Genomic DNA, 25,024 nt, shown 5'->3' with positions numbered 1-25,024 from the left:
CGCTTTCAAACGGCGGGTCATCAACGGGACAAGTTTCAGGTCCTTTGCGAAGGCATACGCAATGGCAACCGGTTTCGATCTTGAAAACTTCCTCGAAATGCTGGCCGCCGAACGCGGCGCGGCAGAAAACACGCTGGCCGGATACCGCCGCGACCTGGAGGATTTTTCAGGCTTCCTAGGCCGAAAGATGCTTGCATCAGCGCAATCCGAAGACATTTCGGCCTACCTGGGCGATCTCAACCGGCGCGGATTTGCCGAGACCTCGCAGGCAAGACGCCTGTCCGCGCTGAAGCAGTTCTACAAGTTCCTTTACGCAGAAGGCTCCCGGGAAGACGACCCGACCCGCACATTGTCCGCCCCGAAGAAGCGCGCGAGCCTGCCCAAGGTGCTGTCGATGGAAGACGTCGACAGGTTGATCGAAACCGCCAGGGCGGAAACCGAAAAGCCCCAGAAAAGCGCGGCGGCACGCTTGCGTACGCAGCGCATGTACACACTTATCGAAGTGCTTTATGCGACCGGCCTGCGCGTTTCGGAACTGGTTGCCCTGCCGGTTACCGCTGCGCTCCGGGACGCCCGCCTGATCGAAATCAGGGGCAAGGGCGGCAAGGAGCGGCTGGTGCCGCTGTCCCGCGCAGCCCAGGCTGCCATGAAGGACTACGTCGGTCTGCGTGCCGCCGAAGGAGCGTACGAAAAAAGCCCGTGGCTGTTTCCCTCCCACGGCGACAGCGGACATCTGACGCGCCAGCATTTTGCACGGGACCTGAAGGACCTTGCCGTCGCCGCCGGTCTCGATGCCGGCAAGATTTCCCCGCACGTGCTGCGCCACGCATTCGCTTCCCACCTGTTGCAGAACGGTGCCGACCTCAGAGTGGTGCAGCAGTTGCTGGGCCATGCGGACATTTCCACGACGCAGATCTACACCCACGTCCTGGACGAGCGCCTGCGCGAACTGGTGGAAAGCGCCCATCCCCTTGCGACGAAGTAATTCTTTCCTCAGCCACAACCTCGCGAAAGACAAAAAACCAGCCCTCCTGAGGGAAGGCTGGCCTTGTTCGTCGTGTTATCGCGCGGTCAGGCCGCGCGAACACCGGAAAGAAAGTTGGAGATCTCGCTGCGGATAAGGGCTGCCTGTTCGGACAGCGACGTTGCCAGCTGCTCGACCTCGCCGCCGGTTGCCCGGGCGTGTTCGGTGGCGGAGCCGACCGCGGTCATGCATTCGGCCCCTTCATGCGAGCGGGTCGAGGCATCGACCACGTTCTTGGCGATGGACTGAACCGCGGCATCCTGCTGGATGACGGCCGATGCCACGGCCGAGGCCAGGCCTTCCATTTCGGAGATGATACCGGTCACCTCATCGATCGCTTCAAGCGCATGGCTGGACGACATCTGGATTGCTTCCACCTGGCTGGCGATATCTTCCGTCGCACGCGAGGTCTGGTCCGCAAGCTGCTTCACTTCGGCGGCCACGACCGCAAAGCCCTTGCCGGCCTCGCCTGCCCGGGCAGCCTCGATGGTAGCATTGAGCGCCAGGAGGTTGGTCTGATTGGCAATATCGCGGATCAGCCCCATGACTTCGCCGATCCGGTCGGCCGCGCGGGACAGTTGCCCCATGGTCTGGGACGTGCCTTCCGCGCTGGCAACCGCCTTCTTGGCCACCGTCGTGGAGTTTGACGCCTGGTTGGAGATCTCGTTGATGGACGCCGCCAGTTCCTCACTGGCCGATGCCGCCGAGTTGACGTTTTCAGCAGCCACCCGCACGGCGTTGCCGGCCCGGTCCGCCTGCTGGGCAACATCGTCCGCCGCGGCTTCGACGGCGGCAGAGGTCTGCGTCAGGTCAGAGGTCGACCGGTCGAGACTTTCCAGAGCCTGCCCGACCGTTGCCTCGAAATTGGCGATCAGCGATTCAAGACGGGCCACACGGGCATCGCGCTGCGCGTTTTCTTCTTCCGATGCGGCCGCGAGGCGCTGCCGTTCGACGGCATTATCCTGAAAAACGGAAACGGTGCGCGCCATGGCGGCGATTTCGACACTGCCTTTGGCGGCCGGCAGATTGACGTCCACATGCCCGGACGCCAGTTCTTCCATGGCGTTCTGGAGACGCGAAAGCGGATTGGCGATGGACCGGCCGATGAGCATTCCGGCCAGGACGCCGGATACCAGGAAAGCGGCGATCACGCTGACAACGGCAAGGGTCGAGTAAGCCCGGACGGTTTCAAGATCCTGCTCGGCTGCCAGTTCGGCGTCGCGCGCGGCATTGTTGAGCGCTTCCAGACGTGGCGGCACCAGATCGAACAGTGTTTCCAGAAGTTCGATCGACTTGTCCTTTTCGGCCACCGCCGCCGTGTAGGCGTCGAACGCTTCCCGGTAGACCGCCATCTTGGAGCCGACGTCTTCCTTGATCTCGTTCGGCAGATAAGCCTTCTTCAACAGGCGCTCATACCGACCGAATGCCACCTCGAAGTTGCCGAGGGCAACGTCGTTGCGGTCGAGAATGAATTTCTTTTCCGACAACTGAACATCGAGCATGGTGGTGACCATCTTCTCGAAGTCCGGACCGCCACCGAAGCGCATTTCCTTCTTCAGGCGCTTCAGCACCTCGTCGGCGTTTTCGCTGAGCGTTGCTCGAAGGCCTGTTTCGGAATTGAAGCCGATTTCCCGCTGAACGGTATTGAGCGACGAAAAGGCACCCGACGCCCCGTCAAGCGTGTCGCGAACGTCTGCGATCTCCGCATTGAAGGCTGCGGCAACAGGCTTGGCGGAGATGTCATCCAGAACCCCATGCGCCTCACCGAGCTTGGCCTCGAAAAGTTCGTGGTCCTTTTCCTCCGGCCGCGCCAGGTAGCCCTTGCCGATGTTGCGCATGCCGTTCGCAATATCTGAAAGATCAGCGACGCTGCGTGCCAGTCCCGCGCTTTGATCAAGCTTGTTGAAGGCTCCGGCCACCTCGTTCTGGCTCCACCAGAACACCCCGCCGATCGACAACATGCCGATTGCGGTCAGAAGGCTCAGAGAAAGGATTTTCAGTTTCACGGAAAGCGCGCCGACACGAGCGAGCGCGGACTGCCCAAACATCTTCATGGATCTACAGGTCCCCAGCCGGACTATTTTTTATCCTGGCGGGATTTTGATCCTCATAAGTTAAGGAAACCTCGCATTTATTAGTGAATACGTTGCTACCGGATGCTGATTTTCTCACCACAAAATCGCAGTCACAGGCCAACTGGGATCGTGGTGCCATGCCCATGTTTCACGCAGGCAGGCGTTAACAATTTCCGGACCATCGCGCTTGGCTGACACACTCGGACAATCGATAATTTATAAGGAATAATGACAGTATAAGATTTTATTCCAGCCACGCTTGCCGGCCTGTTTCAGAAGTCCGGTTAAGGATTTCATCGCTGCTTTCAAAGGATGGATTTCGGCTCTATTGCGCTGCAGCAATGACCGCCCTACACTCCGCTGCTCAAAATTGAAGCACCGGACGCTCTGAAATGCTGCAGCCTACTGGCAACTACGACGCGCTGAGAGAGACATTCCGCTGGCCTCGGCCCGCAACCTACAACATGGCCGCAGCCGTCAGCGATGAATGGGCTGCAAGAGACCCGGAGCGCCTCGCGATCCGTCAGGTTCTCGAGAACGGTTCGTGCCGGGACTGGAGCCATCTTGCGCTGAACCGGTCGGCCAATCGCCTTGCCAACGCCCTTGAAGGCCTCGGGCTCAACCGCGGCGACCGGGTTGCCCTGCTTCTGCCGCAGATCCCACAAACCGCCATCGCACATCTGGCGGCCTACAAGACCGGTGCAATTGCGGTGCCTCTGGCAGCCCTGTTCGGACTGGAAGCGCTCCGCTACCGGCTCTCAGATTCCGGCGCCCGCGTTCTGGTGACTGACACGGCCGGCCTGGCAAAGCTTGCGGAAATCCGGTCCGACCTGCCCGGCCTCGATCTGGTGATCTCGGTCGACGGACCGGAAACCGGCGTGTTCGGGTTTGACGATCTGCTGGACAAGGCGTCCGACACCTACCGGACCCTTGCGACCACACCCGACGATCCGGCTTTGATGATCTACACGTCCGGCACCACGGGGCAGCCCAAGGGCGTGTTGCATGGCCACCGGGTGCTGCTCGGCCATATGCCTGGCATCGAGCTTTCGCAGAATTTCCTTGGCCGTGAAGGTGACTTGCTCTGGACGCCCGCGGACTGGGCCTGGGCAGGCGGCTTGCTGAATGCGCTGTTCCCGGCTCTTTCTCTCGGTGTGCCGGTGGTCTGCCACGCGTCTCGCAAGTTCGACCCGGAATTTGCCTTCCATCTTCTTGAAAGACAAAAGATCCGCAATGCCTTCATTCCACCGACGGCTTTGAAGATGCTGCGCGCTTTGGAGCGTCCGTCCGAGCGCTTCGACCTCACCTGGCGCAGCGTCGGCTCTGCGGGAGAATCCCTCGGCAGGGAAACCTATGACTGGTTCGCTGCGGAATTCGGCTTCAACGTCAATGAATTCTATGGCCAGACGGAATGTAACGCAGTGCTCGGTTCTGCGGCCGCACTTGGCGTCAGCCGCTCTGGCGCCATCGGCAAGGCAACGCCTGGCCATCAGGTTGCGATCATCGATGATGAAGGCAATGAGCTGCCGGCTGAAACCCTCGGCCAGATCGCCATCCGCCGGCCGGACCCGGTAATGTTCCTGGAATACTGGAACAAGCCGGAGGCGACGCGGGAGAAGTTCATCGGAGACTGGATGATCACCGGCGACCAGGGCCTGATGGACGAGGATGGCTATGTCCATTTCGTTGGCCGCGACGACGACATCATCACCTCGGCAAGCTACCGGATCGGCCCCGGCGAGATCGAGGATTGTCTGCTGAAGCATCCGTCGATCGCGCTTGCCGCGGCTGTCGGCAAACCGGATCCGCTGCGCACGGAAATCGTCAAGGCCTTCATCGTCCTGAAGCCGGGCGCGGAAAAAAGCGCGGCTCTGGAAAACGATATCCGCACTTTCGTCCGCGAACGTCTGTCGGCCCATGAATATCCGCGGGAAATCGAATTCGTCACCTCGTTGCCCATGACCACCACCGGCAAGATCATTCGCCGGAAATTGCGGGATCTCGAGAGCGTCGAAGGCTAGCCTTCTCCTGTTTCAGGAGCGCAGGCGCTTTTTCAGCGCCCGTGCGCCTCGGCGCAGGGCTTGTTCAAGCTTCAGATCCGTCTTGCATATCGACCGCTTCAGGCCATCGGCAAAAAGCATCGTGCCGGTTTCCAGCCGGCCCCGCCACAAGGGCTCGATCATCGAATGCCCGGGAATGGCCAGGGAATCCGTTCCCCTGAAGCCAGGAATGGCCAGATTGATCTTCAAGGCCTGCAGCGCGATCTGGGCTCCGGGAGAATAGCGGGCAAACTCCTCGTCAAAGGCGATCTTCCAGGAATACACCTTGCCGGACTGCCGAAACAGCACCAGGGCGGCAACCAGTGTCTGTCCCGACCAGAGCTGATCGATCCGGACCCCGTTTCGACTTGCCAGATTGGCGACGGCCGTGCGGGCAAAGTCCGCCGTCCCGAACTGGCTGCCCAGCGCGGTTCCGGACCGGCCCTTCCAGCCGGAGGCCTCGAGCTCCAGAAAGGCTTCGAACCCGGCAATGGCATCAGATCCGGACAGACTGCGGAAGCTGGTCTTGCCATGGTCACCCAACCTGCGCATCAGCCGGCGCATTTCCTTGCGCCTCTTGCCGCTGTCAGCCTCGGCAAGTTGTGACTTGCCTGTGGCTCCGGCGCCGTGGCTCGCCCGGAAGGACTTCGCCAGAACAGACTTCTTTCCCGCGCCCACAGCCCTCAAGCGTGTTGCCGACTGAGAATGCAGCGGCAGATAGGGGATGGCGAGCACATTCCCGGGCTCTCGAGCGGCATTGATGAAAGCGGCAATTGCCTCGGCACTTGCGTCCGGGTGGATCAGCGGTGTTCCGAGCGGTGCGTATTCGGTTGCCCAGGTGGTGTTGACCGCAACGGCCAATCCAAAACGACGTCGGCCGACGGGAGCCGCCACCAGCCAGCGGCCACCCGGCTGCTCCCGGACCACGACAAGTCGTACCGCCTGTTTGCTCATCTTTTCCAGAAACGGACAAAGGAAATCCGGGCCAAAGAAGGGGTTCGGACTGAGGGCAGCCGCACAAAGCGCCTGCCAGTCGTCAAGCGGTATGGCGGCGCTCAACGGATCGAGAGACAAGACCTCGAGCTGCACGGAAGAGAGCGTATCATTGGTCAACCGGACGGTTCCTGGCGAAAAGCAGGGGCAAAACGAACGTCGTGATATTGAGCTTCCGTTTTGCCACAACCGCAAGGGCAGTGGCCTCAAAAAGGATCGCAAGACTTGTGGCAATGGCCGCTCCGGCAAGGCCGAGCAGCGGGATCAGAACAAGATTGAGGACGACATTGAGAACAAACGTCCCGGCATAAATGCCGGCGCAGGTGTTCTGGTGCCCTGTCATCGTCAGGAGGGCGTCGGCCGGACCGACGGATGCGCGTGCAAGCACACCGATCATCAGGAGGGCGATCAATTCGTAGCCGCTTTCAAAGTCGCTGCCGAAAAGAGCAAGCAGAAGCGGCGCGATCAGAAGCAGCCCCACGCCTGCGGCCACAGACGGCCAGAAGGTCCAGAGAGTTGCCTGCCGCATGTAACCGGCGAGCCCCGAAAGATCCTGATTGTGGGTGTAGCTGGAGAAGCGATGCGCGGAGGCGGCCCTTACGGCAAAATAGACAAAATGCACCAGTGCCAGGGTTCTGGATGCGGCGAAATAGACCGCAACCTCGTCCGGATCCTGAAAGAAACTCACCATGATCACGTCAGCACTGGTGATCAGCTGCAGGAAACCGTCGACCATCAGCATCGGCATGGACACCGCCAGCCAGGATCTGAACTCGACCTTGTACGGCCCCTTCGGAACGCGGGGGCCCAGCCGCCTGCGAAGATGCAGGAACTGGTAAAGCGCGACCAGCGCCGTTGCCACGACAGCCACGATGGCGGCTGTCAGCGCATCGGGCCGAAACCCGGCCAGAACGGCACCGACCAGCAGGAACAGGATCGCCAGCGGCCGCCAGATATAGGTTGGCAGCATTGCCAGCGACGACCAGTCGTAGCTGCGCGCGATACCGTCCTGCACCAGTCCGAAGGCAAAGAAGGGCAGCGCCAGCAGGACGACCGACAAGGGCTGGAAATAGGAGGTATCAATAAGCGGGCGGAACAGGGATAGACAGCCGATACCGATGACCGCCGCTGCTCCCCCGAGAAAAAACGCCATTTGCCGGCTTGTTCGCAAGAACCCGCGCAGGCGCGCCATATCCCGGTTCTGCAGATACTGCGGGATGAACCTGCTGGCGGAGGTGGAAAAGCCGCCGCAGGCCATGACACCCAGAACGATCACGAAGGTCCAGGCAACCGAATAGAGGCCATAGTCATGCGCCCCCAACAGGCGCGCGAGCACGATTTGCGACAGATAGGCGAGCGCTGCACCGGCGATCCGCACCGCAAAGGTCGATACCGCCATCCGGCCCGCAGCGTGCCGTTCGCTTCCACTTCCCTTCAGGAACTCCAGGATCTGATCAGCACCTTTGCCCAATCCCAGAGGCGAGGCGATGCCTTGCAAACGCTTGGTCCAGGAGTTGGCGGAAAAACGCACGTAGGGGTCCCTTATGAGTACTCTTCCGTATTTGTGACATGAGTGACTTAATATTCTATGGCGATCAGTCAAACGCAGCCAGCAACGTTTCACAGATGTGTGAGGACGACGGAAAGTTGGTCAAGACGTTGATTTTACCTTCCATCCTGACAATTCCGTTCTCAGTGTTCGGACATCCATGAGGACAGCTTGCCTGCTTGACACCGGCACCGGGAATCATGCTAATGAGAACAAATAGAGAACGAGATTCGATTCGACCCTGTCGACCACCCTCGGCTGACCCTGCCGCGGGCTTTCCCGATCTCCTTGTTGCGGATGTTGAGGGCTGCCTCCCCTTCTATCTGCAAATTGGTCCGGTCCCTGCTCCCGCCGCCAATCGCAGGGACCGGACGATTTTTTCAAAGTCAAAAATGAAGACAGCCAGCCGACCTATTCCGGCACGGCCTCCACATAATACCAGCGACCGCTTTTCTTGCGGAAACGGCTCAGTTCGCGGTGCACGTGAAGCTTGCCGGCGGACAGGTATTTTGCCTCAAAAAGAACGGTGCCGTCCCTGTCGGCAGGCCCGCCCTTGTCGGCGGCCAACACACTGAGGCCCGTCCAGTGGCTTTCCGCCGCCCAGCGCGCGGTGCCTTGCGCATCGAAACTCGGCTGATATTTCGGCCAGAGTGTTTCCTTCAGATACGGAATGAGTTGCCGGACGTAAGCACTGTAACGCGAACGCATCAAGGCCTCTGCGGTTTCGGGCAGGGCCTTTCCGGCAAGATAAGGTTCACAGCACAGATCGAATCCCTTGCCACTGCCACAGGGGCATTCCTCTCCGCTCATTCGCCTCTCCCCGTCTTTGGTCGGCCTATTCCTGCATCAGCGCTCTCTACCACTTGGCCCGATGCGCGGCTATGGTTTCAGGTACGCTTTCCAGCTTCGGGCCTGCTGAATGAGACTTGCCACTTTCAACATGGAATCCTTTGGTGCGGACCGGCATGATCCGGACGCACTGACACCCCGGCTGGACGCGCTTCGGCCAAAGATTCTGGAGCTTGAGGCCGACATTCTTTGTCTGCAGGAAGTCAACGCGCAGAAACGGAAAGGTGTCTCAGCACGGCAGTTCCAGGCGCTGGAACTTCTTCTGGAGGGAACGCCGTACGAGAAATTTCACCTGGCAACCAGCGAACGACCTTCCGGAAAGGGTCCGGGCGACCGCCATAATCTGGTGGTTCTCTCTCGCTTTCCGATAACCAGGTGCTTAAGCCTCTACCAGGCACATGCCCACCCGCCACACTGGCAGCCTAAAACCGCTGTACCGGCCTATCACAGCCCGCAGACGATCCTGTTCGACCGGCCCGTTCTGCAGGTGGAAATCGACATCGGCACCGACCGCCCCCTGCACGTCTTCTGCGTTCATCTGCGGGCGCCTATCGCCGCAATGATTCGCGGCGGCAAGGCAGAGGACCGGACGTGGACATCCGTTTCCGCTTGGGCGGAAGGGTATCAGCTATCAGTGTTGAAACAGACCGCCCAGGCACTCGAACTGCGCCTTGCCGTGGAGGACCTTTTCGATGCAAGCGAGGATAGCCAGATCGTCCTGGCGGGAGATTTCAACGCGACCGGGGAAACCGGAACCTTGAGGCTGCTGCGCGCGGACCCGGACGACACCTGCTCGCCGCAACTTGCCGCGCGCCGCCTCTACCAGCTTGACGCTTCATTGCCGCCGGAAAAGCGCCAGACCGTCATTCACAAGGGCAAGGGACAGGCTCTGGACCACATTCTGGCCAGCGCATCCGTCGCCCACCGGACGGTTGACTTCAAGGTGTTCAATGTCGGCCTGCCGGATGAAGTCTTCGACGCGGATGAAGACGCCTATGCCGGATCCTTCCACGCCGCGATGCTGGCCGATTTCGAGTTTTAAGGGACCAATGGCAAATCTTGCGGTACCCCTAGACCACGTCCTGACGAGGCACGCGTGTGCCGTCTCGAAGGACGGGCTTCTGCCCCCTTGCAACGAGGTCTGGTGTAGCGAAGAACCTCAGGGTGCAAGGGATTCGATGTAGCTGGCGAGATTGGCGATTTCGATGTTGCCGAGGGTCATGTTCGGCATTTGCGGATGGGGATCGGCAAGGAAGGTCGCAAGTTTTTCTTCCGTCCAGCCGGGATCCTTCGCAATGTCGTAAAAGCTTGGCAGCGACGCACTGGAGGCGCGATCCTGGTCTTCAGACACGAGGTGGCAGGCAGAGCACCATTGCAGCGCCAGCGCTTTGCCGGCAGCAGCATCGCCTGCCTCGGCAGCACTCGCACCGGAGAGGGCGGCGACAGCAATCAGGGTGGCCCCACCCAGGAATGATCGCACACCCGAATGGAGACGCGGTTTCGAAACGGCAATAGCCCTGCTCATGAATCCTCCTTCAACCAGTCGCGTTCTGGCCCTCGTGCAGCTTGTCCCTTCAAGACTGCAGCCTATCTGATCATCTAGCCTTGCGCTGAATCAAGAACGACTTAAAGTTGTCGGACAGAGCGCCACGCCCGTTGCGCGTCCTACCCACCACTTGCCAACTCCCGCCATCCAGGCGACCGGAGAGACACATGAAACATCTTCTCAAATCCAGCTTTGCCGCGGTCTCCCTGGCGACCGCCCTTGTTGTCGGCATCGCGGCACCTCTCTCGGCGCAGGATTCGCCGATCTATTCTCTGAAGGACCGCTTCCAGCCGGAAACGGCGCAGAACGGCATGGTTGCCAGCCAGGAAGCCGTTGCAAGCCGCGTCGGTGTCGACATCCTGAAGAAAGGAGGCAACGCAGTCGATGCCGCCATTGCCACCGGCTTCGCGCTTGCCGTCACGCTGCCGCGCGCCGGCAATCTGGGGGGCGGTGGTTTCATGATGATCCACCTGGCGGACAGCGGCGACACCAAGGCGCTCGACTATCGGGAAATGGCACCTGCCGCAGCCTTCAAGGACATGTTCCTGGGAGAAGACGGCGAACCCGATAACCAGAAATCCCGCTTTTCCGGTCTTGCTGTCGGTGTGCCGGGCACGGTCGCCGGCTTTGCCGAGGCCTTTGAAAAACACGGCAGCGGCAAGCTGACCTGGGCAGAGCTGGTCGCACCTGCCATTGGCCTTGCGGAAAACGGCATCGAAGTGACACCGGATCTCGCGGCATCGCTGACCGCATCCGCAAAACGCCTTCTTCAGGACCCGGCCACCGCCGCGATCTTCTACAAGACCGGCGGCCTGCCGTTCGTACCGGGCGAGACACTCAAGCAGACGGATCTTGCCGCAACACTGAAACTGATCGCCGACAAGGGCGCAGCCGGGTTCTACACCGGTGAAGTTGCCGAAAAGATCGCACAGAAAGTGACTGCCTCCGGAGGCGGCATGACCAAGGAAGACCTTGCCGGATACAAACCGGTCTGGCGAGACCCCGTCGTGGGCAGCTACCACGGCTATCAAATCGCATCGATGCCCCCTCCGTCTTCCGGCGGCGTGCACATCGTGCAGATCCTCAACATGCTGCAGGGCTATCCACTTGCCGAATATGGTCCGAATTCCGCCGACAGCATCCACGTGATGGCAGAAACCATGCGGCGCGCCTACGCGGACCGCTCCAAGTATCTGGGCGACCCGGATTTTGTCGATGTTCCGGTAAAGGGTTTGACCGATCCGGCTTATGCCGCTGAACTGGTGAAATCCATCAAGATGGAAATGGCAACGCCTTCCGAAGAGGTGAAGCCCGGCGATCCTTTCCCCTATGAAAGCAACCAGACCACGCATTATTCCGTTGTCGACAAGGACGGCAATGCGGTTTCCAACACCTACACGCTGAACTTCTCCTACGGCGTTGGCCTGACAGCCGACGGCACAGGTGTCTTGCTCAACAATGAACTGGACGACTTCTCCGCAAAGCCCGGCGTACCCAACGCCTATGGCCTCATCGGTGGAACGGCCAACGCTGTCGAGGGCGGCAAGCGGCCACTTTCGTCCATGAGCCCGACGTTGGTATTCAAGGACGGCAAGCTGTTCCTTGCCACTGGTTCGCCCGGCGGCAGCCGTATCATCACCACCACGCTGCAGATCATCCTCAACGTCGTCGATCACGGCATGAACATCGCAGAAGCGACGGCTGCTCCGCGCATCCACAATCAGTGGCTGCCGGATGAAATCCGCATCGAGGAAGGTCTTTCTCCGGACACGATCCGCTTGCTGGAAGCCCGGGGGCACAAGGTGGAAGTCAAGAACGCCATGGGGTCGACTCAGTCGATCATGCTGGTTGACGGTATTCTGGCGGGGGCTTCCGACCCGCGCCGCCCCGGCGCGCTTTCCGCCGGCTACTGAGGCACCAACAGCCTACGCATTACCCCGGGCGCGCTTCGAGCGCCCGGATTTTTTTGCCTCTCTGGTCGAGAGTTATTTTCTCGACCCTGTTTCTGTCGCCATTGCAACCAGCTGCGCAAACCGCCGATCGAGGGCAACACGCTCATCTACCGGCATATCCGGCCAGACAATCTGGCTGCCGACAAAAGCCGCGTATTCGATTTTGGCAACATCTGCTGCAAGCGCAGGCTCCATCCCTTCGGCTTCGTAGAGCTGCGCGACAAACCCGGTTCGCAAATCATCGACGTCCCGAACAATCTCCTGCGCCCGAAGGTCCGATTGCGCGAATTGGCGCACGGCCTGCTCCAGCCGGTGGTCCAGGCGATTGGCAAGATCCGACAGCTTCTGCGCCCGCAGATCCCCTTTTTCGGCCATCGTCTGTTCGGCAATGTCGAGCGTGTGCCGCTGTTTCCAGGCAAGCATCAGGGCTTCGACGAATGCCCCGTGATCCTGAAAATGGTGATAGAACGAGCCACGCGTGCGGTCTGCTGCGGTGCAGAGAGCCTCGACGGTCAGTCCCGCCGGCCCATCCTTTGCAAGCTGCGTCAGACCGAGATCAAGCCAGTCCGATTTTCCGAAACGCTTCCTCAGGTCAACTCACTCCGCCCAGAATACCAAGACCACCCAGCAGGACAATCGGCAGAAACAGCCAGCCCTGCGGCATCTGGCTGTATTTCTGCTTCTTCAGCGGTGGCACCGCAAGGCCCAGCAGACAGAAAGAAGCTGTCAACACGGTCGCCACCAAGCCAAGATCGAGGCTTTCAGCCCGCACACCTGCGACGGCAAACATGACGGCAATCATTGCCAGAACGATTGTCACGATATGCCAGCAGTAATAGGCGACATATTTCGGCACCGGGTGCAGATCCGACGCTTTCAGCAACGGTACGGCAATCGCCCGTCCCCCTGCGAATGTATGCAGCAGGCAGACGGCAGCCGAAAGGCCCGCAGCTGCAAGCAATAGACCATTCATTTCACTACTCCTCCAAAACAAACCATAACATATGGTATGTTTTCATGAGCTGGCCTGACTGGAAATGCGGCGGTGGGTCACAGCCCCCAGCCATCTCGTTCCGATCGACCCCTTCTTCGCCTTGGCAGTGTCCGCCCTTGAGGCCCCGCCCTGAACGACGGACATCTGTCGACAACACAGAGCGTACCAACCGGGGAGAAACCGGCGAGAACTGTGATCGAATATTACAGCCCCTCCGATTGACAGCACAAAACCTCGGTGCTAGCGCTATCCAAAGCGCTTTGGAGGAACTTTTCAAAAGAAAGCGCTTTCTATCCTTAGCTCGCCAACAATTCTGCCAACATCTGAAGAACGGGAGAGGCTGAAATGCCGATCAGAGCCGTGGTCTGGGGCGAAAACGTCCATGAACAGCACAACAAGATCGTCGCGGGAGTCTATCCGGACGGCATGCACCAGTGCATTGCCGATACGCTGAACACCGATCCCGATATCACCGCCACCACCGCCACCCTGCAGGAGCCCGAACACGGCTTGACGAAGGAACGCCTTGCCGAAACGGATGTGCTGTTGTGGTGGGGTCACGCCGCCCATGGCGACGTTTCCGACGAAGTGGTGGAGCGCGTCTGCGACGCCGTCTGGTCCGGCATGGGCATGGTGTTTCTGCATTCGGCCCATTTCGCCAAGCCGTTCAAACGCCTGATGGGCAGCCCGTGCAATCTCACCTGGCGCGAGGCCGGGGAGCGCGAGCGCCTGTGGGTGACCAGCCGCAACCATCCGATCACCAACGGTCTTCCGGACAGCTTCGAGCTGGAGATGGAAGAAATGTACGGTGAGCCCTTCGGTGTGCCGGAACCGCTGGAGACGGTCTTCATCAGCTGGTTCCAGGGCGGCGAGGTTTTCCGCTCGGGCCTCACCTACAAGCGCGGCGCGGGCAACGTCTTCTACTTCCGCCCGGGGCACGAAACCTATCCGACCTATCACAACACCCATGTGCAGACGGTGCTGAGGAACGGCGTCAAATGGGCGTTCAACCCGATGGCCCGGATCGCCGACCCGAACATTGCGCCCAATGTTCCGGTGGAAGCGGCTCCCGAAAAGATCGAGGAACGCGGTCCGAAGCTGCACGCCGACGGCGAAGAAGGTTTCCGCTGATCCACTTTCCCTTCCGGACCGGCAGACTTTCGCCGGTCCGTCCTGCCCTCAAACGCTGAGGAAGATCTCCGTGACCTCTGCTGCACACCCTCTCCGGATCCTGATAGTCGGCACCGGCAACATGGCGCGTACCCATGCGGATGCCTTTTCAAGGATCGACGGCGTTGAAATCGTCGGCGGCGTCGACCAGCGCCCGGACGTGCTCACCCAGTTCTGCGACACCTTCGCCATTCCGAACCGCTTCGCAACGCTGGAAGAGGCAATTGCCTGGGGCGATTTTGACGCTGCAGCCAACGTGACGCCGGACGCTGCGCACCATCCGACCACGATGGCCCTGATGACCGCGGGCAAGCACGTCCTGTGTGAAAAGCCCCTGGCGACCAACGCTACCGATGCGCGGGAGATGGCGGATCTGGCCCGCGCGAAGAAGCTGATCGGCATGGTCAACCTGAGCTATCGCAATATTGCCGTGCTGCAGAAGGCTGCCGAGCTGGTTGCAGGTGGTGCCATCGGTGCGCTTCGTCACTTCGAGGCTTCCTACCTGCAAAGCTGGCTGACGCAGCCGGCGTGGGGGGACTGGAAGACCGAGAGCCAGTGGCTCTGGCGCCTGTCGAGCGCGCACGGTTCCAAGGGCGTTCTCGGCGATGTCGGCATCCATATCCTCGACTTCGTCATCTTCGCCGCCGGCAGCCCGGTGAGCGAACTTTCCTGCCGGCTGAAGACCTTCGACAAGGCAGAGGGCGGCAGGATCGGCGAATACACGCTCGACGCCAACGACAGCGCCACCCTGCAGGCCGAGCTGGAAAACGGTGCGCTCGGCACGATCAGCGCCACCAGGTTTGCCTCCGGCCATCTGAACGACCTGCGCCTGCGCCTTTATGGCGACAAGGGCGGCCTGGAAGTGCGTTTCGAAAAGGGCATCGAAGGCCTGCGCATCTGCCAGGGCGAAGATCTTTCTTCTGCGACCTGGACCGACATCGAGGTTGGCGCTGTTCCGACAGTCTACCAGCGGTTTGCCGCCGCTATCCTGACCGGCGCACCGGCCGACCCCGATTTCGACCACGGCGCCCGGCTTCAGGTCGCCCTAGACCTTGCCGAACGCTCAAACGCTGAAAACGGTTGTTTTCTGAAAGTCTGAGCCTGACGTCATGAGAAATGCGAGCGGAGCCGCTCAATAAAGACCCGCTCACACACCTCCCTCTCCAACGTCATCCCGGACGCAGCGAAGCGAAGATCCGGGATCGGAGAGCCCCTGATCTGGCAGCATCAAGAAACAGGAGAGGCTCTTGCCTCCCCGGTCTCGGCTTACGCTACGTCTGGCCGGAACGACGATGGAGAGACTGGAGAAGGACGACAGGCTGGTCGGAGGTATCAACCTATCCAAGTCCAGCTTTCTCGGCCTGCATGGAGCCTGACTTGTCTGCCGGCTCAACCTTCCCGCAACGCCTTGAGATAACGCCTGCGGTTGGCCTCCGGCGTAACGGCTTCAGCCGGAGCAACCGGAACAAGGGCTGCAAATCCGTTGACGCCGATCAGCATCAGCCAGGTCACGATCACGAAGGTCGAGGTGAGCACCGGCATGCCGATGGGCTCCAGAAAGATCGCGACGGACGCCCAGAGCCAGGTCGACAGCACGACCGCAAACAGCGTGTAAAGGGCAGAGGCAGGCGTCAGCACCAGGAAGAAACCGCCGAGAGCGATCGCCGTCAGGGCCGCGTTATAACCGAACAGGCCGTCACTGATCGCCCCTTCCGGCGCGCCGTAAACAACGGCGACAAAGGCCGCCACATTGGCCCCGAACAGTGCCATGAGTGCGCTGATGCGCGAATTCACCGCAATCCCGAGCACGATCAGGTAACCGCTGATCCAGTTGTCCTGAAAGAAGATCTGGCCGATGGCATTGCCGATGCCCTTGTACCAGGTCGCCAGAGTGTACTGGACCGTGCCGTCATACTGGGTGGGCGAGACAGGCTTGGCGAGCGGGCCGGCATCGATGCTGTGAAACTTCAGGACAGCAAACAGGAACAGCCAGCCGACCAGCACGAACGGCATTGTCAGCGGCGCGACCCTATGCGGGCCAAGCAGATTTGCAAGACTGGTGAAGACCATGGCCGTCATGGCGGAACCGAACGCGATATAGACCGTCAGATAAACGGACGGAACAGCGCCGTAATGGAAATCCTCGCTTGTAAACGCAATCAAGGCCAGCGCGACAAGCGCTCCGTTGAAGCCGAACAGCCCGTCGCGGATCAGCCCCTTGTCCGCCTGCAGCAACACTGCCGTTGCGGTGGAGATGACCACTCCGAAAACGGCAATGGCGCCATAGATCGGCGAATTGAAGAAAAGCGCACCCAGGATGATCAGACCCGAGACCGGATTGTTCTGAAACACGACCTGCCCGATGCCACGCAGGCACCAGTCGACAAAACCGAAAACCGGATGTTCCTTCAATGCGTTCAATGCCTTCCCCCCAACTGCATGCGGCACGCGGGCACGGTAACACGGCCCGGCAGAAGGCGCGGTACTATTGACCGCGGAGAGATCGTTTTTTTGAAACGCGACCGGACGTGCCGGACAACCGGTTCCGAACGAGTCTCTTTGGGCCTGAAAAGCTTCGGAGTGTGCCGGGCAGGATCTGGATGGAGCGACACAGGACGCCGAGCGCTGGCAGGCACTGGAACTGCAGCGGAACCGAATGGTTCCACTGCAGCCAAGTTGGGTACTTGAGGCAAAGCAAAAGACGGAGACAACCGCTATCCGGCTTCTCCGTATAATGCTCGCTGACATTACTCCCTGGCCACTGCAACTTCGTTCAGTTTGGGAGCCGGGTTTGTATCAATGTTTAGACGAACCTTGAAATACTGCCGATAGCGCGCGGCAAGCCGCCAATCCTGGAGCAAAAACAAAAAAACCAGCATTCTTTCGAATGCTGGTTTTCTGGACCCTTCGGTCGAATTGGAGCGGGCGATGGGATTCGAACCCACGACCCCAACCTTGGCAAGGTTGTGCTCTACCCCTGAGCTACGCCCGCATAGCGTCCCTGGTCCGTGGCGGTGACCGCCTCGGCGTCGGTGGCGCAGTATATGAACTATGCTGAGACGGATTGCAACACCGAAATTGAAGAAATTTTTTTAGCCGTCGATTTGTGGATTTCCTGTGAAATCAAAGCCGGAAAATCGCAGATTTCTGCCGCTTTTTCTACCCTTCACCTCTTGTGGCCGGCAGCCAAATCGCGTTAGACAGCGCAAAAGCTCTCAAAATTCTCAGGAAAACCCATGCCGGCGACACGCGACGACCTATTGGCCTATTTCGAGGAACTCGGGATCCCTGTCACGACGGTGGATCACGAGCCCGTCTTTACAGTTGCCGAGTCCGGCGACCTGCATGACCGCATTCCCGGTGGCCACACCAAGAACCTGTTCGTGAAGGACAAGAAGGGACGGCTGTTTCTGATCGTTGCCCTGCACGACGCGGAAATCGACCTGAAGAAAGTGCACCAGATCATCGGCGCTCAAGGGCGCGTATCTTTCGGCAATGCAGATCTTCTGATGGAGGTGCTGGGCGTGGAACCGGGTTCGGTGACGCCCTTCTCGCTGATCAACGACCGCGAAGCCCAAAGGGTCACGCCCGTGTTCGACGCAGCCATGATGCAACATGAAGTGCTGAATTATCACCCGTTGAAGAACAACGCGACGACGGCGATCTCCGCAGCCGACCTTCTGAAATTCGCCTCTGCTTGCGGCCACACGGCGCAGGTTCTGGCGGTCAGCGAAGAGGCCAAGGCAGCCGGCCTGTAACCGTCACCCACTTTCGGCAGGCGAAGGCGTTTGTATTTCGCGCGCAGTGGCTCCATGTTATGGGCCAAATCAACCCTTCAACGGCATTCACTTTGAGCCGGCAGGCCTCAGGCACCGGCAGGAAAATTCGAGGCGGCACATGAGCAACGGCAATTACAGCATCGGCGGCCAGGTCGGCGGCGGCTTTGGCGCCAGCATGGGTGGCGGTTATGGCGGCCAAATGGGCGGCGGCGGCATGGGCGGTGGCAACGGTGGTGGCGACGCCCCCGCAGGCGACCTCATTTTTGACGTGACGACGCAGACCTTCATGGCCGATGTCATGGAAGCTTCCCGCCAGCAACCGGTTCTGGTTGATTTCTGGGCACCTTGGTGCGGTCCGTGCAAGCAGCTGACACCGATCATCGAAGCTGCGGTGAAAGCCGCCGGCGGCCGCGTAAAGCTGGCCAAGATGAACATTGACGACCATCCGGAAATTGCCGGCCAGATGGGTATACAGTCGATTCCTGCCGTGGTGGCCTTCAAGGATGGCCAGCCGGTGGACGGTTTCATGGGCGCACAGCCGGAAAGCCAGATCCAGGCATTTATCGAGCGCGTTGCCGGCCCTGCCCCGGTCAGCCAGACCGACACCTTCCTGGAGCAGGGCGCAGAGCTTCTGCTTGCCAAGGATTATGGTCAGGCGGCCCAGCTTTTCGGCGCCGTGATGCAGATGGAACCGGACAACGTGACCGCGATTGCCGGCCTGGCACAGTGTTATATCGGTGCTGACGACCTGGAACGGGCCAAGCAGGCATTGGAACTGGTTCCGGAAGAAAAACACTCCGACGAAGCCTATGTGGCGGCCAAGGCTGCGGTGGAACTGGCCGAACAGGCCGCATCCCTCGGCGACCTTGCCGAGCTTCAGGACCGCATTGCCAAGGATCCGCTTGATCTGCAGGCCCGCTTCGACCTGGCTCTTGGCCTCAACGGCAAGGGCGACAAGGAAGGCGCAGTCGACGAACTGATCGAGATCGTTCGCCGCGACCGCGAGTGGAACGAGGACGGCGCGCGCAAGCAGTTGCTGCAGTTCTTCGAAGCCTGGGGTTTCAAGGATCCGGCCAGCGCCTACGGCCGTCGCAAGCTTTCCTCCGTCCTGTTTTCTTGACGACCGCCGCAACTGACACACATTTAGGAAACAGCACGAAGCTGGCAGTCATGCTGCGATAACGAAAACAAAGAAGGCATTGGAATGCAGGCGGGAAATGCCATTTACGAGACCATCGCGGATCTGCCGCCGGTCCTGCCTGTGTTTCCGCTTGCCGGTGCTTTGCTGTTGCCCCGCACACAGCTGCCGCTGAACATCTTCGAGCAGCGCTATATCGACATGGTGGATGCCGCATTGGCCGGCAACCGCCTGATCGGCATGGTGCAGCCTTCACCCGACCGTCATTCGGACGATCCGGACAATCCGGCTCTTGCCAGCGTCGGCTGCGTCGGAAGGCTCACCAGCTTTCAGGAAACCGGCGACGGGCGGTACCTGATCACGCTGCAGGGCATCACCAGGTTTGCCGTTGGCCGCGAACTTGAAGACTACAGCAGGTTCCGCCAGATCGAGTGCGATTTCTCCGCCTTTGCACATGACCTCAAGTGCGGCCAGGGCGAGGAGGAAGTCGACCGGACGAGCCTTCTGAGGACCTTGCGCGACTATCTGGACGCCAACAACCTGGAAGCCGACTGGCAAAGCGTGTCGGAAGCCGAAACCGAGGTGCTGGTCAACGCCCTGTGCATGATGTGCCCTTACGGCCCGCAGGAAAAGCAGGCCCTTCTGGAAGCCCGCGACCTGAAGACCCGTGCCGAAACCCTGATTGCCATCACCGAAATGGACATTGCCCGCTCGCAGAATGACGGCGGCACCACCTTGCAGTGAGTGCTCCGAACATGGCGCTCCAACCTGAAAGACACTCCCAGATGACAGAACCGACCGAACGCCCGGTTGACCGCAAGCTGCTGGAACTGCTGGTCTGCCCCGTGACCAAGACCACGCTGGAATATGACGCGGACGCCAAGGAGCTGATTTCGCGCACCGCCAAGCTTGCCTACCCGATCCGTAACGGCATCCCGATCATGCTGCCTGATGAGGCGCGCAAACTGGAAGGCTGAAGCCACCGGCCAGCAAAAAGCCCGGGTGGTTGACCCCGGCCCCTTAACCCACAAAATGGGCGTAAGGTAAAAGATTAAGCCGAACTCCTTGGTCCTGCAGGGCCTTCGGGGTTCGGACATGTTTTGAAAATCTGAAACAAGCAAGAAACTGCGGCTTCCCCGGCCCTGCGCTGGCAGGAACGCAAATCGCCCGCCTCGCGCCCGCAAATTGATCATTCACCAGCGCTCGGCCTTGTCCTGAAAACCGCCGTTCGTTGCACGGGAACCGGACATTCGTCGCGACGTGCACGAACGGCAGCAGAGTGGACAAAGCGGACCTTGGGTCAGAACGCAAGCAAGCCTGATGTGAAGTCAACATAAGGGAACGACTGGGTTTACCATATTCCGGAGACAACTTTGTGTGGTCTTCCCATGCCAACTCAATCTTGAGTGTGTATGATTGCGCGCATAGTCAGCCAAAGGGGTTTTGATATGCGTCTGTATTCGGTTCCCGTGCTCGCTCTCGTTTTGATCCTTGGCCTGGCCCTGCCTCTCAGGGCGCAAAGCACCGATCCTTGTGCCGCCCCGCCAAGCGTGGATTCGACGTTCACCTGCCTTTTCAACATCTTCCCTCGCAGCCAAGGCAGTGCAGACAACCCCAGCATCGGCTGGGCGTTGGCGCAAGTGGTGGCCAAGAACGGCGGGGCAGGCCCTATTGCCTCCGATGGTCCCTTGGTCATCGTGAATGGCTACGGTGTATTTGTTTATGACGGCAAACAGGCCTCCGCTGGCAAGCTGCTGGACCATGTGCTCACCCGCAACGACCCGGCCACAGGTTTCGTGCAGGCGACGGCGCTGTCGCACATTGGCCCCGCCCTGGCCTATCTTGCGGCGCTGAAGGCAGACAACTCTCCGCTCTTTGACAAGCTGTTGTCGGACCTCGAGACCCGCATCGCCCATGCTGCATCGCAGTTGAAGCTTAACCCTGACTGGATCAGCAAGCTGGACGCGCCCTCCTGGAAGGAACGCCCGGACGAGATCAACGCCATGATGACCTATGGGATGTGGATGGCGCTGGATTATGTCCAACGTGTCCGTGCCGGGAAGGTGAAGAATTTTGACGCCAGGTCGGTCGCGGAAGATTTCTACAATGGCGGTGACAAGCGCTATGAAGTGCCGTTCAACAACGTGATGATCGGCACCTTCATGCTGGCGGCACTCAACAGTGTCCAGGAGTTGCAAATGATGATCGCCAACAACACCGACACAATCAACTGGGCTGACGCCCGTGTTGTGGTGCACATGCCCATCGGCACCAATTATGGGGCGGGGCTGACCTTGTCGACCAACCAGCTTGCGGCGGCCCTGCCTGTCTTGAGCGACGGCAAGATCGGGGCAGAGAACATCCTGATCATGCCCTATGCGGTGGCCCCCTGCACGAAGGTTTCGGTGATCACACAGTGCCCGCTTGAAGTGTTTACCAGCGATCTCGATGCCGCGACTTATGGCTTCTATTCGCAGACCGCTTGGCTGGGTGTCTACAATCGCACCCAGATCGCGCGGAATGCGTTCTACAACGTCGACGACATTGAGACCGTGTTATCGAAGCAAATCCCCGGAGATTACCCGTTGACCTCGGCGGATGACATCGATGCCTTCATGATGCGGCTCAAGTATTCGCTGATCAACAGTGACCAGCTGCTGTCAAACTCGGTTGGGTTCTGGCTGCCGGGCGCGCTGAAAGCCAACGGGTGGGACACCAGCACGCTGAAAATTCCCGGCGTGAACGCCGGGTTCCCGAAGGGCGTCAAGCGATACCCCAAGCCGAAATCCTAGAGTATCCTGCGGTCAAGGGAACTGCGGTGAATGCCATAACCGCCATCGCTGCGTTCGATTTTCATATCGGTCTGCAATACCGCGCAGACTGCGCCGCCGATCTTCGTCTCCCAATTGCCGTACGGAGTGGTTTCAGCACGCAGGGAACCGCGGACGAATAAAAGCCAAGGGCCTTGAATGGCAACTGATCGGACAATCCGGACCTTAGATCAAATGAAAGAAACGGCCCCAAAGCTGCCATTGGACGTGTGCTCAATCAATGACGGCAACGCGTCCCCATTCCTGACATTCGGCAAGCTTCTCGCTACTGTTGATAACGGACATTATTGGTCGGCCGATTAACGAATCAGGCTGGTTGGATATCCCGTATCGGACGCAGCGAGCACTTATGTCAGTAACCAGGAAGAACCACTATGTCCCGCAATGGTATCAGGAAAGGTTCTTCACGCCTGGGAAAACCACGCATTGCCTCCTTGACCTGAAGCCACCCACTTTCAAACGCCGTGACGGAACGGCGGCTAGCGGGCGCTGCCTTTTCGATTCACCTACGTCACGGGCGTTTGTCGAGCAGGACCTCTACTCGACATTCTTCGGTGCCGGGGTCAACGATGAGATCGAGAGAACGTTTTTCGGTGACATCGATAGGCGAGGTGCCGACGCAGTCCGGGCATTCTGCGGCGATGATCAAGGTGCCTGGCATGAACATTTCATGGACCTCTTCGAATTCCTGGACATCCAGAAGCTGCGAACCCCCAAAGGTCTCGCGTGGCTACGCCAGCAGTATCCGGAGATCGGTCGAGTTAGCGAAATTTTGCCGGGCGTCGCCCAGAACCAGTTGATGGTCGAGATGCAGGGTATCCGTATGTTCAACATTACGACTTGGACCACCGGAGTTCGTGAGATCGTCTCAGCGGAGCGGGCTGGCGTCAAGTTCATCGTAAGCGACCACCCTATCACCGTTTATAACCATGCCATACCACCGTCCGACGCCCGGAACCGGTATCCCGAAGATCCGTCGACCGCTCTCAAAGGCTCGCAGACGCTTTTCCCGTTGGAGCCGGATCACCTCCTAATCCTGACCAACCTCGAATACGCGAAGAACCCCGAAACTAACCCCGACGCGAAGCGGACGTTCGCGCGGAACTACCAGTCCACGATGGTGTCCACGATTGAGTTCATCAGGAAGCGGCACCTGACCGACGATCAGGTCGCCGAGGTGAACCTCGTGATCAAGGCTCGTGCTGACCGCTATGTCGCCGGTTCCCGCCGGGAGGATCTTTTCCCTGAAAAGGTGGTGTCCAAGTCCTGGGCTGACCTGCGTACGACTTTCCTTCCGCCGTCGGACGAACTCTACCGGTTCGGCGGAGAGATGTATGCCAGCTTCGAAAACGGAGAAGTCTACTATCAGGACCAGTTCGGGCGAACCGAGAAGCCACGGGAATGGCTGCTCAAGGAGAAGCCGAAGGTTCTTCCCCGGCCACGCGAATACTGTCCTTGTGGATCCGGCCACTCGTTCGGGAATTGCTGTCGGGATAAGTCGGCGCACCTACGCACGTCGTGGACGGAGAAAAGCATCCGTGAGCGCAACATGATGTTCATGGACGCTCTGACCAAGCTCTTCGAATTGAGGACCAAGGATTGGGATACGATCCGCCGCGAGATGACCGACGACAAGATCGCCCTGATGTATCGCCTGTACGAGGGCCTGTGGCCGCTCGAGACCGACCTGCTAGCCCTCTTGCCCAAGCCGGACGGCATGATGCGCTCGGTCTATACAGGATCGCTACATCCCAAGCTGATAATGGAGTTTGCGCTCGGGGCGCCTCTGTATTTCGGTGAGGTCATCATCCAGAACCCGTTCTTAATCTCTCGGACCCTGCAGGAAGACAAGCGCCCCACAGAGCACCCTCGCAAGTACCGAGGCGAAGCTCTCAAGACCCTGATGACTTTCTTCCAGCTCATGCCGCTTGTTGAGGCCGGGCTGATCACCCTGATCCCGGATCCATGCGATTTCGATTTTCACCTCCGTGATCAGATGATGGCAATGGCTGAGGCCAGATCTCGGGCTATAAATCTCGGTCCGGCCGAGGACCCAAGGCTTGAGGCGGTGATTCAAGAAGACATGCGCCGTACGATGCTGAACATGCCAAATGAAGCCCTCGCCGAGCGCATGTTGAAGATGGCCGGTGATGACGAACCGATGCCGATGAATACACTCGTCGACCTCGTCGAACAGATGAAGGTTGACGACACGCTAGCCATCTTACAGGAAGACTCTCTCACGAATGGCGGCCAGTTCGAAGTGATGAAGATGGCCCCCAACTTCGAGATGGCGATGTACCTGGCCCAGGCGACCGGCGCTCAAATACTGACCGACAGTTCCTTCCGCTGGAAGGAGCTTCAAGCGGCGCTCGCCAGGCGCCATCTCGGCACCACCTCTGCCCTGATCCAGTTGCAGCGCGAGATTGCGTCTACCCCGATCGGATTCCCTGTGGGCCACCAGGCGATACTTCGCGTATTCGAAGACCCGTCGTTCCGCGGGATGGGATCGCTCTTCCGTTCCGCCTTCTCGTACACAGCCACTCGTTCCGCTGAGAACCTGAAACCTAATTTCGAGGCGCAGCTCGCTGCACGCTTCCGGCGACAGCGGGACACGATGAAATCCTTGATCGCGCACGCCAAAGTCCCCGCGATCGCGGCGCGTCTTACGACCGCGTTTCGGTTCAGTGGCTTTCAGGACAACACCATCAATCGGCTATTGCTGATGTCGAGCTCTGAGCATCACTTGCACTCCGTTCCTATGGCGACGTTGATAGAGCGTTGGGATACTGCACCACGAGCGGACAACGCGAAATCTCGGGTACACTGAGCCCAGAGCACACGTCGGTCTAACGACCGCTCGAGCTTGCTCTGTATCGAGAGCTTCCGGTCTGCTTTCGGCCCCGGAAAGGACATTCAATGTCACTTCGATTAATCTAATACTTGGTCCCAAATTTTCCTTCAGAAGCTGGCTGAGGCAGGCCTCAGCTTCAACCAAGATACATATCGCCATTTCATTTCCAACTTCCTCAACTGTAGAGCGCACATTAGTGTTATGATCACTAGCGAGGGAATTGCACCGAAC

The 25,024-nt window shown here is 59.6% G+C and carries 21 protein-coding genes and 1 tRNA gene; 13 read left to right on the top strand and 9 right to left on the bottom strand.

Features of this window, described 5'->3' with window-relative positions; all coding sequences use genetic code 11:
- Positions 1 to 61 precede the first annotated feature (61 nt).
- Positions 62 to 985, top strand: a complete 924-nt coding sequence (gene xerD, locus FIV03_RS08230; RefSeq protein WP_152509218.1) for a site-specific tyrosine recombinase XerD — start codon at positions 62 to 64, stop codon at positions 983 to 985.
- A gap of 86 nt (positions 986 to 1,071) precedes the next feature.
- Here the strand turns inward: xerD and FIV03_RS08225 are convergent, their stop codons facing one another.
- The gene (locus tag FIV03_RS08225; RefSeq protein ID WP_209009905.1) at positions 1,072 to 3,078 is read right to left on the bottom strand and encodes a methyl-accepting chemotaxis protein; all 2,007 of its coding nucleotides are present in this window, start codon (positions 3,076 to 3,078) and stop codon (positions 1,072 to 1,074) included.
- A 413-nt stretch (positions 3,079 to 3,491) separates the two neighbouring features.
- Here FIV03_RS08225 and FIV03_RS08220 point away from each other — a divergent pair, with 413 nt between their 5' ends.
- Entirely contained in the window at positions 3,492 to 5,120 is a 1,629-nt protein-coding gene (locus tag FIV03_RS08220) for an AMP-binding protein (RefSeq protein ID WP_152509217.1), read from the top strand.
- Between the two features lie 12 nt (positions 5,121 to 5,132).
- Here the strand turns inward: FIV03_RS08220 and FIV03_RS08215 are convergent, their stop codons facing one another.
- From FIV03_RS08215 to FIV03_RS08205, 3 genes are all read right to left on the bottom strand, one after another.
- Positions 5,133 to 6,251: a GNAT family N-acetyltransferase gene (locus tag FIV03_RS08215; protein WP_152509216.1), complete on the bottom strand. Its 1,119-nt coding sequence runs from the start codon at positions 6,249 to 6,251 to the stop codon at positions 5,133 to 5,135.
- Positions 6,241 to 7,662, bottom strand: coding sequence for a lipopolysaccharide biosynthesis protein (locus FIV03_RS08210; protein WP_209009904.1), 1,422 nt, complete (start codon positions 7,660 to 7,662; stop codon positions 6,241 to 6,243). Before FIV03_RS08210 ends, FIV03_RS08215 begins: the two co-directional genes overlap by 11 nt.
- A 429-nt stretch (positions 7,663 to 8,091) precedes the next feature.
- Positions 8,092 to 8,490: a YchJ family metal-binding protein gene (locus tag FIV03_RS08205; protein WP_152509215.1), complete on the bottom strand. Its 399-nt coding sequence runs from the start codon at positions 8,488 to 8,490 to the stop codon at positions 8,092 to 8,094.
- Positions 8,491 to 8,599: 109 nt separating this feature from the next.
- Between FIV03_RS08205 and FIV03_RS08200 the strand changes: the two genes are divergently transcribed.
- Complete coding sequence (locus FIV03_RS08200) at positions 8,600 to 9,571, top strand: endonuclease/exonuclease/phosphatase family protein (protein ID WP_152509214.1); 972 nt, start codon at positions 8,600 to 8,602, stop codon at positions 9,569 to 9,571.
- A 117-nt stretch (positions 9,572 to 9,688) separates the two neighbouring features.
- Here FIV03_RS08200 and FIV03_RS08195 read toward each other — a convergent pair whose 3' ends face one another.
- Positions 9,689 to 10,054: a c-type cytochrome gene (locus FIV03_RS08195; protein ID WP_228148098.1), complete on the bottom strand. Its 366-nt coding sequence runs from the start codon at positions 10,052 to 10,054 to the stop codon at positions 9,689 to 9,691.
- A 188-nt stretch (positions 10,055 to 10,242) separates the two neighbouring features.
- Between FIV03_RS08195 and ggt the strand changes: the two genes are divergently transcribed.
- Positions 10,243 to 11,988 (top strand): gamma-glutamyltransferase, encoded by a 1,746-nt coding sequence (gene ggt, locus FIV03_RS08190; protein ID WP_152509213.1) that lies wholly within the window; start codon positions 10,243 to 10,245, stop codon positions 11,986 to 11,988.
- Positions 11,989 to 12,060: 72 nt separating this feature from the next.
- Here the strand turns inward: ggt and FIV03_RS08185 are convergent, their stop codons facing one another.
- Together FIV03_RS08185 and FIV03_RS08180 are read right to left on the bottom strand one after the other, a co-directional pair.
- On the bottom strand, positions 12,061 to 12,450 hold the full coding sequence (locus tag FIV03_RS08185; RefSeq protein ID WP_286202275.1) for a hypothetical protein: 390 nt from the start codon (positions 12,448 to 12,450) through the stop codon (positions 12,061 to 12,063).
- A 169-nt stretch (positions 12,451 to 12,619) separates the two neighbouring features.
- On the bottom strand, positions 12,620 to 13,000 hold the full coding sequence (locus FIV03_RS08180) for a hypothetical protein (protein ID WP_077291518.1): 381 nt from the start codon (positions 12,998 to 13,000) through the stop codon (positions 12,620 to 12,622).
- Positions 13,001 to 13,366: 366 nt separating this feature from the next.
- On the opposite strand from FIV03_RS08180, the gene FIV03_RS08175 reads away from it, so the two are divergent.
- The 3 genes from FIV03_RS08175 to FIV03_RS31840 all read left to right on the top strand — a co-directional run bounded on the left by FIV03_RS08175 (position 13,367) and on the right by FIV03_RS31840 (position 15,567).
- Entirely contained in the window at positions 13,367 to 14,152 is a 786-nt protein-coding gene (locus FIV03_RS08175) for a ThuA domain-containing protein (RefSeq protein ID WP_152509211.1), read from the top strand.
- A 121-nt stretch (positions 14,153 to 14,273) separates the two neighbouring features.
- Complete coding sequence (locus FIV03_RS08170) at positions 14,274 to 15,290, top strand: Gfo/Idh/MocA family oxidoreductase (RefSeq protein WP_286202303.1); 1,017 nt, start codon at positions 14,274 to 14,276, stop codon at positions 15,288 to 15,290.
- A 148-nt stretch (positions 15,291 to 15,438) separates the two neighbouring features.
- Positions 15,439 to 15,567, top strand: coding sequence for a hypothetical protein (locus FIV03_RS31840; protein WP_286202274.1), 129 nt, complete (start codon positions 15,439 to 15,441; stop codon positions 15,565 to 15,567).
- A 13-nt stretch (positions 15,568 to 15,580) separates the two neighbouring features.
- Here FIV03_RS31840 and FIV03_RS08165 read toward each other — a convergent pair whose 3' ends face one another.
- Both FIV03_RS08165 and FIV03_RS08160 read right to left on the bottom strand, forming a co-directional pair.
- A complete protein-coding gene (locus tag FIV03_RS08165; RefSeq protein ID WP_152509209.1) occupies positions 15,581 to 16,612 on the bottom strand; it encodes an urea transporter in 1,032 nt (343 codons plus the stop codon).
- Positions 16,613 to 17,108: 496 nt separating this feature from the next.
- Positions 17,109 to 17,183 (bottom strand) — tRNA-Gly (locus FIV03_RS08160).
- Positions 17,184 to 17,427: 244 nt separating this feature from the next.
- Between FIV03_RS08160 and FIV03_RS08155 the strand changes: the two genes are divergently transcribed.
- The 6 genes from FIV03_RS08155 to FIV03_RS08130 all read left to right on the top strand — a co-directional run bounded on the left by FIV03_RS08155 (position 17,428) and on the right by FIV03_RS08130 (position 24,769).
- Positions 17,428 to 17,949 (top strand): prolyl-tRNA synthetase associated domain-containing protein, encoded by a 522-nt coding sequence (locus tag FIV03_RS08155; RefSeq protein ID WP_023002782.1) that lies wholly within the window; start codon positions 17,428 to 17,430, stop codon positions 17,947 to 17,949.
- Positions 17,950 to 18,088: 139 nt separating this feature from the next.
- A complete protein-coding gene (trxA, locus tag FIV03_RS08150) occupies positions 18,089 to 19,090 on the top strand; it encodes a thioredoxin (protein WP_173013807.1) in 1,002 nt (333 codons plus the stop codon).
- A gap of 84 nt (positions 19,091 to 19,174) precedes the next feature.
- Complete coding sequence (locus tag FIV03_RS08145; RefSeq protein ID WP_023002780.1) at positions 19,175 to 19,852, top strand: LON peptidase substrate-binding domain-containing protein; 678 nt, start codon at positions 19,175 to 19,177, stop codon at positions 19,850 to 19,852.
- A 41-nt stretch (positions 19,853 to 19,893) separates the two neighbouring features.
- Positions 19,894 to 20,085, top strand: a complete 192-nt coding sequence (locus tag FIV03_RS08140; protein ID WP_031270137.1) for a Trm112 family protein — start codon at positions 19,894 to 19,896, stop codon at positions 20,083 to 20,085.
- A 435-nt stretch (positions 20,086 to 20,520) separates the two neighbouring features.
- On the top strand, positions 20,521 to 21,900 hold the full coding sequence (locus tag FIV03_RS08135) for a DUF5624 domain-containing protein (RefSeq protein ID WP_152509208.1): 1,380 nt from the start codon (positions 20,521 to 20,523) through the stop codon (positions 21,898 to 21,900).
- Positions 21,901 to 22,288: 388 nt separating this feature from the next.
- Entirely contained in the window at positions 22,289 to 24,769 is a 2,481-nt protein-coding gene (locus FIV03_RS08130; protein ID WP_152509207.1) for a DUF4238 domain-containing protein, read from the top strand.
- Positions 24,770 to 25,024 lie beyond the last annotated feature (255 nt).

This window comes from Labrenzia sp. THAF187b, from assembly GCF_009363375.1.
In the GTDB taxonomy this organism is placed as follows: Bacteria; Pseudomonadota; Alphaproteobacteria; order Rhizobiales; family Stappiaceae; genus Roseibium; species Roseibium algicola.
Note: the sequence above shows the minus strand (reverse complement) of the source record. Positions and strands in the feature narration are given on the sequence as shown.

Excerpts from the sequence above, each read along its gene's own strand:
- xerD (WP_152509218.1), top strand. The coding sequence starts at position 62 with ATGGCAACCGGTTTCGATCTTGAAAACTTCCTCGAAATGCTGGCCGCC.
- FIV03_RS08225 (WP_209009905.1), bottom strand. The coding sequence starts at position 3,078 with ATGAAGATGTTTGGGCAGTCCGCGCTCGCTCGTGTCGGCGCGCTTTCC.
- FIV03_RS08220 (WP_152509217.1), top strand. The coding sequence starts at position 3,492 with ATGCTGCAGCCTACTGGCAACTACGACGCGCTGAGAGAGACATTCCGC.
- FIV03_RS08205 (WP_152509215.1), bottom strand. The coding sequence starts at position 8,490 with ATGAGCGGAGAGGAATGCCCCTGTGGCAGTGGCAAGGGATTCGATCTG.
- FIV03_RS08200 (WP_152509214.1), top strand. The coding sequence starts at position 8,600 with ATGAGACTTGCCACTTTCAACATGGAATCCTTTGGTGCGGACCGGCAT.
- FIV03_RS08195 (WP_228148098.1), bottom strand. The coding sequence starts at position 10,054 with ATGAGCAGGGCTATTGCCGTTTCGAAACCGCGTCTCCATTCGGGTGTG.
- ggt (WP_152509213.1), top strand. The coding sequence starts at position 10,243 with ATGAAACATCTTCTCAAATCCAGCTTTGCCGCGGTCTCCCTGGCGACC.
- FIV03_RS08185 (WP_286202275.1), bottom strand. The coding sequence starts at position 12,450 with ATGCTTGCCTGGAAACAGCGGCACACGCTCGACATTGCCGAACAGACG.
- FIV03_RS08180 (WP_077291518.1), bottom strand. The coding sequence starts at position 13,000 with ATGAATGGTCTATTGCTTGCAGCTGCGGGCCTTTCGGCTGCCGTCTGC.
- FIV03_RS08175 (WP_152509211.1), top strand. The coding sequence starts at position 13,367 with ATGCCGATCAGAGCCGTGGTCTGGGGCGAAAACGTCCATGAACAGCAC.
- FIV03_RS08170 (WP_286202303.1), top strand. The coding sequence starts at position 14,274 with ATGGCGCGTACCCATGCGGATGCCTTTTCAAGGATCGACGGCGTTGAA.
- FIV03_RS08155 (WP_023002782.1), top strand. The coding sequence starts at position 17,428 with ATGCCGGCGACACGCGACGACCTATTGGCCTATTTCGAGGAACTCGGG.
- trxA (WP_173013807.1), top strand. The coding sequence starts at position 18,089 with ATGAGCAACGGCAATTACAGCATCGGCGGCCAGGTCGGCGGCGGCTTT.
- FIV03_RS08145 (WP_023002780.1), top strand. The coding sequence starts at position 19,175 with ATGCAGGCGGGAAATGCCATTTACGAGACCATCGCGGATCTGCCGCCG.
- FIV03_RS08140 (WP_031270137.1), top strand. The coding sequence starts at position 19,894 with ATGACAGAACCGACCGAACGCCCGGTTGACCGCAAGCTGCTGGAACTG.
- FIV03_RS08135 (WP_152509208.1), top strand. The coding sequence starts at position 20,521 with ATGATTGCGCGCATAGTCAGCCAAAGGGGTTTTGATATGCGTCTGTAT.
- FIV03_RS08130 (WP_152509207.1), top strand. The coding sequence starts at position 22,289 with ATGTCAGTAACCAGGAAGAACCACTATGTCCCGCAATGGTATCAGGAA.